This is a genomic window from Streptomyces sp. NBC_01669, from assembly GCF_026339735.1.
Lineage (GTDB): Bacteria > Actinomycetota > Actinomycetes > Streptomycetales > Streptomycetaceae > Streptomyces > Streptomyces yanii.
Genome location: NZ_JAPEQG010000001.1, coordinates 1,131,279 through 1,143,356, shown reverse-complemented (window position 1 = coordinate 1,143,356; position 12,078 = coordinate 1,131,279). Strand labels below are relative to the sequence as shown.

The following is a 12,078-nucleotide window of genomic DNA, read 5'->3' as shown; positions in this document are numbered from 1 at the left end:
GCCGTGATCTTGCGCGTGATGAAGGCCCTTGCCGAGAACGGGGTGGAGCTCTCCCACGAGGAACTCCTCGATGCCATGTGGCTCGCCGGGAAGCTGCCCCGAGACTCCGGGCCCCTGGCGCGCTCCGCCGGCGCGGCCGCGGCGACCTCGGAGCGGCACGGCGAGACCCACCACGACGGGCCGACAGTGCCGGCGGCCGAGACCGCAGAGCCCGCACCAGAGCCGACCGCTGCGGAGTCCACGGGGAAGCGATCTGCGCGCCCGCTCCTGGCCTCGGCGCAGCCCAGTCCCGACGAAGACACGCAGGCGCCCGCGGGCCTATCGCGGGCGGTCGCAGTCCGCGCCCCGGACAGCAGTACCCTCGGCGCCGGGCAGCTCCCGCTCGGCAAGTCCCTCCGGCCGCTGCGGCAGCGTTTCCCCGACCGGCGCCAGCAGGAACTTGACGTCACACGGACCGTCGCCGCTATCGCTGAGACGGGCGTGCCCGAGACCGTCACCCGTGCGGTGCGCACTCGCTGGCTGTCCCTGGCCCTCGTGGTTGACGACGGGGTCTCCATGGTCCTCTGGCAGCGGCTCGCCGCCGATGTTCGGGCGCTGATGGAACGTGCCGGGGCCTTCCGAGACGTGCGTGTGTACGGACTTGACACGCACAGCGGCACTCCGTCCCTGCGGACCAGCCCGTACTGCAACCGCGGTCGGGTCCTGAGGCCGGAGGCCCTGTGCGACCCGACCGGCAACACCCTCGTCCTGGTCGTCAGCGACGGTGTGGGCGAAGCCTGGCGGGACGGCGGGATGCGCCAGGTGACGGACCGCTGGGGAGGGTGCGGTCCCACCGCGATCATCCAGGCACTCCCGTTTCGGCTCTGGGCGAGCACCGGCATCAGCGCACGGCACTGGCAGGTCACCACCCATCGCCGTGGCGGCCCCACCCGCGCCTGGCACGTCACTGACCCGGACCTGCCGCCGGACCTGGTCCGCTTCGACTCCGTACCAGTCCCAGTCCTCGCGCCTACCTCTGCGGCCGTCGCCGACTGGGCGTGGCTCATTTCCTCGCCCGGCTGCACAGCGCTCCTCCCGCTGTGGGAGGCCAGTCGGTCCGGCTCCAGCCGGACCGTAGCCGACGTCCGGAACGGCGACACTGTCGAAGAGGTACTCCGCTTCCGGGAGGCCGCGTCAGCCGATGCGTATCGGCTCGCGGCCCATGTGGCGGCCGTCGCCCCCGCCACGCCGCCCGTGATGCGCTTGGTGCAGGGCGCCCTCGGGCCGCCGACAGACATTGGGCACCTCATGGAGGTGTTCCTGGGCGGCTTGATGCACGAGCTCGACTACGACGGGGCGGACCGGCTGCCGCACCACCGGCGGTTCGACTTCACGGACGACGCCCGGCAGGTTCTCCTCAGCGCCGTCTCCCCGAGGGAACTGCTGCGGACCGCCGAGGCCGTGACGCGGCGCATTGAGGTCGCCGTCGGCCGCGCCCCGGTCTTCCCGGCGTGGGTTGGGCACCCGGACGGCTCGGCCGTCATCGACGACACCGCACGCTCCTTCGGTTGGCTTCGGGAGCAGGTGCTGACGCGGCTCGGCATCCCGTCCGCCGATGGCGGGCCGGTGGCACCTGTGCCGGAGCGGCCAAGCGGAATCCCCCGGGGCGAGATCGGGGCTTCCGCCGGGACCAAGGGCTCCGCAGCTGCAGAGAGCGATGAGGCGTACGACGACACGCCCGGTGGGGCCCCGCCAGTCGGCTGGATAGAGCTCCTGCCGGAGGACCCGGTACGGCTCGGCCGGTTCCGGCTCCGTGCACGCAGTGCCCACGGTTGGCCCCACTTGACCATGTACCTGGCCGAGGCCGAGGACGGCACCGGCGCCACGGTCCGGGCACCGGTCATGCTGCATACCCGCGACCCGGGAACCGCGCGGGATCTCGTCCGGACGGAAGCCGAGTGCTTGACGCGCATGCAGGGCACGCATGCCCCCGCACTCCTCGGCGTGGCGGCGCTCACCACGGGGGAGTTACCGTGGGTCGCGGCGAGCTGCGTCCACCGCCGCGCAGACGCCCCGTCCTCACCGCCCGCACCGAACCTGCGTGCCGTTCTCGACGAACACGGGGGAACGGTCCCGAAAGAGCTTCTTTTGGCGATCGGGCTGGGTCTGACGGAGGCCGTTGCCCTCGCCCACTCCCGGGGGCTCGTGCACGGCTCGCTCTCCCCCCTGGCCGTTCTCGTGACCGACCGCGACGTCCGGCTGGTCGGATGGGCGACCGCGACGATCGACGGAGTCGACAGCGCTCACCGCGACGTGCTGCCCCTCAGCGACACCTACCTGGAGGCGGACGACGACGGGCGGTCGCACACGCCGCAGAGCGATGTGTACGCCGTCGGTGCGCTGCTGCTGGCCTTCCTCTCGGGACGGTGGAGCGACCCCAGGGCCGACAACTCGGGACATGGTCCCTTAAGCAACCCCGGGATCGGCGCGGTGCTCCTGCGGACTCTTTGGCGTTGCTTGGAGCATGACCCCGCCCGCAGACCCTCCGCCGCCGCCTTGGCCGAGGCGTTCGCCCTTGCGTCCGGAGGCCCGACGGCCGACCGAGTAGTGGAAGAGGTCCTCGCCGAGGATGTCCGGCGGGTTCGGGATCTGGCGGGACGGGACATCGGAATTTACGGGCTGGAATTCGCCCGTCTTCTCCTAACGTTCTCGAACCAACTGGCCTCCCAGGGGGAGCGGGAGGAGTCCCTCGCTGCGGCCCGGGAGAGCGTGGATGTGTACCGAGAGCTGCTGTCGGTAGGGGGTATCTCCGTCTCCTTCTCGTCTGGTCTCGCCGAAGCCCTCAGTAATCTCTCAGTGCGACTGGGCGAAGCCGGCCGGGCGGGGGAGAGTCTCGACGCGGTTTCCGAAGCGGAGACGCTGTACCGGGAGCTAAGGCGCGGGGACTTCGGAGTATTCGGCACTGGCCACTCCATGACCCTGAACAACCTGTCCAACCGGCTGGCGGAGGCAGGCCGGCACCGTGAGGCAATCCAGGCTATCGAGGAGGCTGTCCTCATCGGTCGCCGAAGGGCGGAGTTGGGTTCGCCAGCGGGCGGGGGCGATCTGGCTAGGAGCCTCACGAACCTGGGCAGCCGCTTGGGAGACCTGGGACGGCATGCTGAGGCTCGGACGGCCGTCGCTGAGGCCACACAGATCTATGGCGCCCTGACTCCGAACGAGGCACGGCGTGTCTGGACGGACCATGCCAAGTGCCTGATCAACTTCGCTGTCCTGCTCGGCGACGAGGGACGTTACGACGACGCCCTGAGGGTGATTGACGCGAGCTTCGCCGTGCTAGACGAGTACGGAGGCGGACGGGCCCGGGCTGCATTCGAGATTCAGGAGTGGTCCCGGCGCATAAAGAGCTGGATGGAGGGCCTTGCGGCGCGGGCACCCGGTCAGTAGTCGGCAGCCGGGCGGAGACGAGAGGGAGTCGACCTCGACCACGGCTACTCCGAGGAACAAGACGGGGATATTCGCCGACAGCGGCCACCGGCAGTTCGCGCAGAGCCTAGCTTCGCTGAAAGGCAGTCGATCTGCTTGACGGAGGTGGCGGATCGCACTCTTCCGCGCTCGGGGCTACCTTGGAGTTTCGTGCTTGTCTGATGCCGAAGCACGGCAGCTGAAGACAATGTGTGATGGGTCGGTCGCATCGGAACCTCCGGCCAGAACGCAGAACCGAGTGGCACATGGCGGAGCTATCCCTGAGTCGACGGCATGTCGGCAGGCTACGAGGCGGCACCCAGTCGGGTGGGATGGACGCCTATCCCCGCCCCCGCGCGCGGCCGGATCGGATGTATGCAAGCAGGAGCCTGGTCGTAAGCACAGTCGTTCTGGGGACCAGTTGGGGACCACACGGTGTGCGCGACAACGAACGTGCTGGGTGTTCACGCACAACTCGCGCCTAGGATTAATCTGCTATGTCACGATAATCCCCTTGACCCCCACTCCTGGGGGTCAAGGGGTCGCAGGTTCAAATCCTGTCGTCCCGACCATGCTTTTCGCAGGTCGGAGGCCGTTCTCTCATCCATGGGAGAGCGGCCTTTCGTGCGTCCGCGGAGGTGGCGGTCGCAGTGTGGTCGCGGCCACGCCGGCCGGTCCGGTCGGCGGCTGGTGTGGAGGAGCGACGATCGGACACCGGCCACGAGGGACGCCCGCTGCTGGTCGGAGCCTCGCTTGTCAGGTCGCACAACGAGGGGCGTGCGCCTGCCCCGCCCCGTGGGCATGCGCCACGTCGGCACCCAGTGCAGCCTGCTGCCTTGTCGGCGGTTGCCGGCTCCGGTTCATGACGCCCCCGCGGGCGGCGTGCTGGGTTCGGCCTGCTGACGCGTGTCGTGCTGGGGCGCGGTCCAGCTGGTGAGGAGCTGGAGGGCCTGGGCGGTGGCGGAGCCGGGTTCGACGTTGTAGACGCACAGGGTCTGGTCGATGTCGCCGGGTGCTTGGAAGGACTCGTAGGAGAAGTACAGGTCACCGACGAGGGGGTGGTGGTAGTACTTCGTGCCGTGGGTGCGGCGTAGCACGCGGTGGTCGTTCCACCAGGTGGAGAACTCGGGGCAGCGCAGGGTGAGTTCGCCGACGAGGTCGGAGAGCTGCTTGTCGTGGGGGTGGCGGCCGGCTTCCAGGCGGAGGACGGCGACGGTTTCGGCGGCGATCCGGTCCCATTCACCGACGCGTTCGCGGGCCTCGGGGTCGAGAAGGTAGTAGCGGGCCAGGTTCCGGCGAGGTGCGGGGAGGGCGTCGAAGTCGGTGAGGACCTCCCGGGCGAGGCGGTTGGAGGCCAGGACGTCGGTGCGTCGGCCGAGGATGAAGGCGGGCACCTGCTCAAGGGTGCGGAGCATCAGGTGCAGGCCCGGCCGGACCCGCTGGGGGCTGGCCGGAGCGCGGCGCGCCGTGGCGGGGCGGGCAAGGAGGTCGGTGAGGTGTTCGCGCTCGGAGGAGCCGAGCTGGAGAGCTCGGGCAAGGGCTTCGAGGACTTCGGCGGAGGGGTTCTTCGCGCGGCCCTGTTCGAGCCGGGTGTAGTACTCGGTGCTGACGCCGGCGAGACGGGCGGCTTCGTCGCGGCGCAGGCCGGGCACGCGGCGGGCCCGGCCGTCGGCGGGCAGCCCCGCCCTGCTTTGCCTCGAGGAGCGCGCCGGAGAGCATCGAGGCCCAGTAGCCGAGCGACTCGCGGACGCCGGCGCGGATCGTCTCGCTGCGGCCGGCGACCTCGGCCCCGAAGTTTCCGATCAGGCAGCCCCCGGCTGGTCGGGGCCGACGTCGACTGCTTCGGGCGACGGGAGCGCGGCCACGGCGTCGCCGTGTCCGGAGCCGTGATCGAGGCAGGGCCCGGGCCGGACCTGCCCTGCGCTCGAGTCGCCCGGAGTGTGCCGGGCGTCGGTCACGGTGCGCCGGTCAGAGCCCGGACGCCAGCCACTGCAGGATCTGCCCGGCGGGCTCGGCGGTGGCATGGCGATACCCGGTGCCGGCCCACAGATTGATCCGTTCGGGATCGTCCGCGGCGGCGGCAGCCTTGCGCATCGGGCTGGTCAGGTGGTGCAGTGCGGGATAGCCGGCCGGGGCGAGGTCGGTGTAGCGGTCGGTGAAGCTGTTGCGCAGCGCCCTTGCGGGACGCCCCGTGAAGGCCCGGGTCACCACGGTCCGGCGCCGGGCCGGGTCTGCCAGTGCCGCCCGGTGGGGTCGTGAGGTGCCGGCCTCGTCGGCACGCAGCAGGACGGTGCCGACCATGACCGCCGCGGCTCCGGCATGGAGCGCCCCGGTCACGTCTGCCGGGGTGGCCACTCCGCCTGCGGCGACGAGTGGCAGGGGCACCGCCTGGCGCACCTTGCCCAATAGGTCGGTCAGGGGAACGGGCGCCGGAATGTGCTGCGGGGTGAGCGTGCCGGAGTGTCCTCCTGCCGCCGAAGCCTGCACGGCCAGCACATCCACGCCGGCTTCCGCCGCCAGGCCGGCCTCCGCAGCCGAGGTGACCGTCTGGACAACCAGGCTCCCGGCGGCGCGCAGCGCGGCGATCACGGCTGCCTCCGGGACGGCGAAGGTGAAGCTGACGACCGGTACCGGGTCGGACAGCAGCAGGTCGATCTTGTCCGACCAGTGGTCGTCGTCCTCGACGATTCCCGTTCCCAGGATGTCGATGCCGTAGGTCCGGGCCTCGGGGGCAACGGTCCGGGCGTAGCGGCGGAAGGCCTCCGGATCAACCGGGACGGGGTTGGGCGCGAACAGATTGACCCCGAAGCCCACGCCGTCGGAGCGGACCTCGGCGATCTGCTCGGCCAGGGCGTCGGCGGTCCGGTAGCCACCGGCAAGAAACCCGAGGCTGTTCGCCCGGGCCGCAGCGATGACCAGTGCGGGCGTGGTGGGGCCGCCGGCCATCGGCGCGGCGAGAACCGGGGTGCTCACCCCGAGAGCGGCCAGTGGCGAGTCCATGATGCGTGTGCTCTTCCTGTGAGGTGGCGATGCCCGCCTTGCCGGGTCCCCCGGCGATCCGAACTCCGGTTGGTACGCGGGACGGTCTTCGGTCCGGCCCCCGACATGTCGTGCGAGGTCGTACGTGTCGCCCGGCCCGGGAAGCAGTCCGCCACCGGGCCCATGGCCTTTCCGGCGCCGCCCCTGCCCCACCGGCCGGCCGCGACAGCTGCAGATCGAGGTCTGCAGCTGTCGTGTCAGGCGTCGGCCGGGGCCTGCGCCGTGCGAGCGCCCAGCAGCGCCAGGCAGTTCGTCCAGAGCGCGCTGAGCTGGGAAGTGTTGTTGTAGAGCTTGGCGAACAAGACCTGGCCCTCGAGCTGCGCGACCACGGATCGGGCAGCTTCACGCGTGTCGGTGACGGTGACCTCGCCACGCTCGAGGGCCTCGGTGATGACCGAGTCGACCATTTCGACCTGGGCCTCGAAGATCTCCTGCAGGTGCTTGCGGACGGCTTCGGTCTGGTTGCTCATCTCCAGGGTGAGATTCCCGAACATGCAGCCTGAAACGGTCCCGCAGCTCTGCTGGCCGGCCCGTTGGTCGGCTTCCGTCTCCTCGAACAGCTGCCGCAGCCGCTGCAGTGGCTCCGCGTCGCTGTTGAGGATGCGGGTCCAGTCGCTCTGCTGGACGGCCCACTGCTCGTCGATCACGGCCAGCGCGAGAGCCTCCTTGGACTCGAAGAAGTAGTAGAAACTGCCCTTCGGCACTCCGGCCGTCTTGCAGATCTCGGCCACGCCCAGAGCCGAGTAGCCGCGCAGCTCGATGAGCGAGTGCGCAGCGCCGAGGATCTTCTCTTTGGCATCACTGGTCCGTCCCATGAAGCCAGTATACGACCGCTCGACTATATTTTACTAGACCGGTCGACTAGTGGTCGCTATGCTGTGCACCTACCAGCAGGGGGAGCCCGTCGCGGCGTCGCCCCGGGCCACCGGCGCACTGTGAGGCCGTGGACAACCAGCGGCATGTCGTTGTGCGGGCTCTTACGGCATCCGGGGCGCGCCCATGGTGCGGCTGGTCCGCCGCACTGGTCCTGTCGCGGGTGTGCGTCGGCCGGTCCGGCCGTCCGCCCGGTCGTGCTCGCCGCGGCGAGCACGACCGTGTGCCGCGGGAGTGCACCGTCGTTCCCTTCTGCGTGTTCCCGGCATCGCCGAAGTCCCAACAGCATCAGAGAGAGGTAAGTACGTGAAAGAGTTTCTGGTCGGGCTCACCACCACCGTCCCCGAGGGCACCGACCCGGCCGAGGTCGACCGCCGTCGCGCCGCCGAAGCCGTCCGGGCCGGAGAGCTGGCCGCCGCCGGCCATCTGGTCAGGCTGTGGCGCCCCGTGGGTGAACTGCGCAGCGTCGGTCTGTGGCGAGCCGCCGACGAGGCCGAGCTGTACGAGAAGGTGCTGGGCACCCTGCCCCTGTGGCCGTGGATGACCCCGGTGGTCACCGCCGTCCAGTCGCACCCCAACGACCCGGACGGGACCGGGGGCGCCGCCTGACCGTGCACCTCGTCCCCGCGCCCGGCTCCCCGCCGCCCAGTCATGGTCGCGGCGGAGAGTCGCGCCCCGTCCCGCCCTGATGCGCACGCATCGAGGCACGTGTCATGAAGGAATCGATGCGGCGCCCCGTCGTGACACCCGGCGGCGCGCTCCGCTCGCCCTGGGCTCACGTGACCCGGGCCGCAGCCGCGTCGGCTCGGGCCGCTGCGTGCCGCATCCGGAATCCGCCCCCGCCTGGCAGTTCGTACCAGCTGACAGTGCTGAGGTCAGGGCGGATCGACGCGCGACGCCGAACCTTTGACGATTCTCGACCGGTCGTCTACTTTGTAGGTGACCGGTCGGCTAGTACCGGTACGAGACTCCCCACCCCTTTGAAGAAGGTCATCATGAGCAGCCAGGGTCAGAAGGTCGCGGTCATCACCGGTGCCTCTCAGGGAATCGGTGCCGGCCTGGTCGCCGCCTACCGCAAGCTGGGTTACGCCGTCGTCGCCACCTCGCGCAACATTCCCCAGTCGCAGGACCCGGAGGTCCTCACCATCCAGGGTGACATCGCCGACCGCGCCACCGGCGAGCGCGTCATCGCTGCGGGCGTCGAGAGGTTCGGCCGCATCGACACGCTGGTCAACAACGCCGGGATCTTCATCGCGAAGCCCTTCACCGACTACACCGAGGACGACTACGACGCAGTGCTCCGCGTGAACGTGGACGGCTTCTTCCGGATCACCCAGGTCGCGGTCGAGCGCATGCTCGAGCAGGGCGGCGGTCACGTGGTGCAGATCACGAGCAGCCTGGCCGACCAGGCCGACTCCAAGGTGACCTCCGTACTCGCCTCTCTGACCAAGGGCGGCCTGCAGTCCGCCACCAAGGCCCTGGCCATCGAGTACGCCACCCGCGGCATCCGCAGCAACGCCGTCGCCCTGGGCACCATCAAGACCCCCATGCACTCCGAGGAGTACCACGAGTTCCTCGCCGGCCTGCACCCGGTCGGCCGGATGGGTGAGGTGAGCGACATCGTCGATGCGGTGGTCTACCTCGAGAACGCCCCGTTCGTCACCGGCGTCATCCTCCCCGTCGACGGCGGCCAGAGCGCCGGTCACTGAGCCGCAGGCCCTGCTACCTGTCCCTCGACCGTGCGGGGGCAGGCCCCGTCCCGGCAGCCGCGGAGCACTCCGGGCGCGGCATGCCGGGGTGGCAGGGCTCGATGTACCGGCCCGTCGGGGCGGCACACGGGCCGGGTGCCGCACTCGTGGCCGGGCCGGTCCGCACGATCTGCGGCAGGGACACGTGCCACGCCCCTGCCGCGATCCGGCACCCGCATCGGAGCCATGAGCCTTCGACCGCAGAACCTGCACCGGCCATCGCCGGGCGCGAGAGGGGCACACCCCGCAGACCCCGACCCGTCGCGTTCGGCTCGTTCCGCACCGACCGGGCCGGCCGCTCGACGACCCGTGTCCCGCGCACCATCCCCGACTACGAGGCGCTCGTCGATCCCATCCGGTGCCGCCCGCCACACCCGAAGCGGCAGGCAGGCCGGTGCCCGGCCCGAGCCGCCAAGGCACTGCTGCGGGTCCTGGACGCCGACAATCAGCCGGTCCGCTTCGTGCTCGGCACCGACGCCCTGCGCCTGATCGAATAGAGGCCGGAGCAGCTGAGTGGCGACGACCTCGCCGCGTGGGCCGACCTGACGGCGTCCACCGACTTGCCCACCGACCGCTGAACCATCCCTGGCCCGTCCCGCGGGCTCCGCGACCGCGTTTGGATCCTCTCGTGAACGACTCCCGCACCCGCACGCCCGTCGAGTTCTGGTTCGACCCCGTGTGTCCGTGGACCTGGCTGACCTCCCGCTGGATGTTGGAGGTCGAAAAGGCCCGGCCTGTCGCCATCACCTGGCATGTGATGAGCCTGGCCATCCTCAACGAAGGCCGCCTCGACGAACTGCCCGAGCGCATCCGTGTCCTGATGGGACAGGCATGGGCACCGGTCCGCGTCCTGACCGCGGCCTCGCAAGCCCACGGCCCCGAGGTGCTGGAGCCCCTCTACACCGCGCTCGGCACCCGATTCCACCAGCAGCAGCAGCCCAGGACCCGCCCGACCGTCGAAGCCGCACTGCGAGACGTCGGACTGCCCGCGGACCTTGCCGACACCGGTGACACGGATGCCTACGACGAGCTGCTGCGCGCCTCGCACCGGAAGGGCCTCGCTCTTGTCGGCGAGGAGGTCGGCAGTCCCATCATCGCCGTACCGGGCCCGGACACCGACACCGGCCAGGTCGCCTTCTTCGGCCCGGTCGTCACACCCGCCCCCAAGGGCGAACAGGCCGGACGGCTGTGGGACGGCACCCTCATCGTCGCCTCCACCCCGGGCTTCTACGAGATCAAGCGCAGCCGCACCGTCGGTCCCGTCTTCGACTGACAGCGATGATGTTCGTGGTGACGCCGCAGGCGGGTCTGACCCGCCGACCGGCTGACGTTTCGACCGTCCTGTTGGGGATCTGTCGGCCTTCCGGGCGTCACCACGCACGAGGTCGGACGGGCGTTTGTGCCGTCATAGGAGCTTGCTCCACAAGCCCCGACCCGGGTGTCGGTGCCGAGCCGCCGGAAGGTTCTAGGTGGCGCGGGAACAGATCTTCGACGGACTCCTCAGCCGACTTGATGAGGAAGTCTCCTGATCTGCTGTCCCGATGGAAATGAGTCTCCGGCAGAGGGCAGAAGCTGGACCAGCCCCACCCAGACGTCGTTGTTCGGGGAAGCGTGGACGGCGCGGACTGTCCAGCGGCCTGGTCGTATCGGGACAGAGGCCTGCTCCGGCAGTCCTCCGCCGTTGGGGTACTCGACGTCCAGCTCAACTCCGGCGGTGACAGAATCCATGAGCACCACCGGGCCGTTCGTCTCCCAGACACCGCACTCCTCCCACGGGATGGTGGGGTCGGTGAGTACAGCCTTGGCTGCGGCGATCAGATCGGCCTCGGAGCCGGCTCCGAGCCACCGGACGAAGGCGTGATGTTCCGGCAGATAGCAGGTGGTTGCGGGCTGGTCTGCCAAGACAAGTCCTCGCGCGCCTTCCTCACCGACAGCAATCACGCCGGCCAGGCCGTCCACCTTGCAGGCGCGGTCGTAGTCGTCCGGGACGTCCCCGTCGCCGATGACCATCCCCGACTCCGTGCAGCCACGCCATCCGTCCAATACGGAAACTGGAACGGCGATCAGAGGGCCTCCCATCGACTCGACCCAGGTGAGGGAAGGCTCGGCTGAACTGGCTTCGGTGGAGGAGGACATCTTCATCACGTCAGTATCACCTCGGCCGCTGACAATGCTTTCCTCGGGCCGCGGAGCAGCTTCACTGACACCTTGCGGCGGGCTGAACCTTGATGGCATCGGACCAGATCGCGTGAGACCGGGTACCCGGGCCCCCTCACCGCGACCGGTGGGTTGACATCGAGACCCGCATATCAGAGGAGTTCCGCGCAGCAAGGTCCGCTACGACAACCTCAAGGCCGCTGTCGCCCGCGTGCTGGGGCTGAGCCGAGCAAGGGTGGAGGCGGACCGGTGGATCACCTTTACGGCATTGAGAGCTTCTCCTGCCGTCCAGGCGTCGAGTAAAAACCACACACCTTGATCGACAGCGCTGCTCGAACTCATCAACAAATGCTGTCTGTGGAAGTGAACGAAGCCAGACCGCCATGCTCGCCAGGGTCTCCTCGTTGTAGATCGAGCGCTCCTCTGTGAAGTTCACCTGGAAGGCGAGATTCATCTGCTCGGCCTGGAGGTCGCGGGCCTTGGGGAAGTGCAGGAGGTGGTGGAGCTCGAAGGTGTTGCCGTGGACGCGCCCGCCGACCCGGAAACCGAGCCCTTCGGGGCGGGCCTCGGATGCGGCGTACTCCTCCCTCGCGATCTGCTGCTCGCGGGTGGGACACGCTTGGGCGACTCGGGCTTCTCGTGCGGCGACCTGTGAGGACTGACCCGGCGTCGGACTTCACCGGCAGTCCTCGGTGACAGCCCTCGGCGATGCATGGGTGGGGCGTCCGGTGCGCGGGCGGGTCCACCGGCGGCGAACTCCCTGCACACCCGAAGAGCCCGGATGCGGCTTCGGGGAGTCGTTGCACCGGCGCGGTTG

At 69.8% G+C, this 12,078-nt stretch carries 9 protein-coding genes and 1 pseudogene; 5 read left to right on the top strand and 5 right to left on the bottom strand.

From position 1 onward, the window contains the following. The first annotated feature begins 18 nt into the window (after positions 1 to 18). Complete coding sequence (locus OG972_RS05080) at positions 19 to 3,426, top strand: tetratricopeptide repeat-containing protein kinase family protein (protein WP_266978646.1); 3,408 nt, start codon at positions 19 to 21, stop codon at positions 3,424 to 3,426. Between the two features lie 878 nt (positions 3,427 to 4,304). On the opposite strand, the gene OG972_RS05075 is transcribed toward OG972_RS05080, so the two are convergent. The 4 genes and pseudogenes from OG972_RS05075 to OG972_RS05065 all read right to left on the bottom strand — a co-directional run bounded on the left by OG972_RS05075 (position 4,305) and on the right by OG972_RS05065 (position 7,298). Next, positions 4,305 to 5,096, bottom strand: coding sequence for a helix-turn-helix transcriptional regulator (locus OG972_RS05075; protein ID WP_266978644.1), 792 nt, complete (start codon positions 5,094 to 5,096; stop codon positions 4,305 to 4,307). 82 nt (positions 5,097 to 5,178) lie between these two features. Further along, positions 5,179 to 5,247: pseudogene (locus OG972_RS49565) on the bottom strand (hypothetical protein); the annotation flags it as partial. 165 nt (positions 5,248 to 5,412) lie between these two features. Further along, positions 5,413 to 6,444: a nitronate monooxygenase gene (locus OG972_RS05070; RefSeq protein ID WP_266978642.1), complete on the bottom strand. Its 1,032-nt coding sequence runs from the start codon at positions 6,442 to 6,444 to the stop codon at positions 5,413 to 5,415. A 236-nt stretch (positions 6,445 to 6,680) separates the two neighbouring features. After that, positions 6,681 to 7,298, bottom strand: coding sequence for a TetR/AcrR family transcriptional regulator (locus OG972_RS05065; RefSeq protein ID WP_266978640.1), 618 nt, complete (start codon positions 7,296 to 7,298; stop codon positions 6,681 to 6,683). Between the two features lie 364 nt (positions 7,299 to 7,662). On the opposite strand from OG972_RS05065, the gene OG972_RS05060 reads away from it, so the two are divergent. From OG972_RS05060 to OG972_RS05045, 4 genes are all read left to right on the top strand, one after another. Next, positions 7,663 to 7,965 (top strand): muconolactone Delta-isomerase family protein, encoded by a 303-nt coding sequence (locus tag OG972_RS05060; RefSeq protein WP_266978638.1) that lies wholly within the window; start codon positions 7,663 to 7,665, stop codon positions 7,963 to 7,965. A 386-nt stretch (positions 7,966 to 8,351) separates the two neighbouring features. After that, the gene (locus tag OG972_RS05055) at positions 8,352 to 9,065 is read left to right on the top strand and encodes an SDR family NAD(P)-dependent oxidoreductase (protein WP_266978636.1); all 714 of its coding nucleotides are present in this window, start codon (positions 8,352 to 8,354) and stop codon (positions 9,063 to 9,065) included. Between the two features lie 80 nt (positions 9,066 to 9,145). Beyond that, complete coding sequence (locus OG972_RS05050; protein ID WP_266978634.1) at positions 9,146 to 9,601, top strand: hypothetical protein; 456 nt, start codon at positions 9,146 to 9,148, stop codon at positions 9,599 to 9,601. Between the two features lie 131 nt (positions 9,602 to 9,732). Then, positions 9,733 to 10,377, top strand: a complete 645-nt coding sequence (locus tag OG972_RS05045) for a DsbA family protein (protein WP_266978632.1) — start codon at positions 9,733 to 9,735, stop codon at positions 10,375 to 10,377. A 227-nt stretch (positions 10,378 to 10,604) separates the two neighbouring features. On the opposite strand, the gene OG972_RS05040 is transcribed toward OG972_RS05045, so the two are convergent. Next, on the bottom strand, positions 10,605 to 11,246 hold the full coding sequence (locus tag OG972_RS05040) for an Imm21 family immunity protein (RefSeq protein WP_266978630.1): 642 nt from the start codon (positions 11,244 to 11,246) through the stop codon (positions 10,605 to 10,607). Between the last annotated feature and the right edge of the window lie 832 nt (positions 11,247 to 12,078).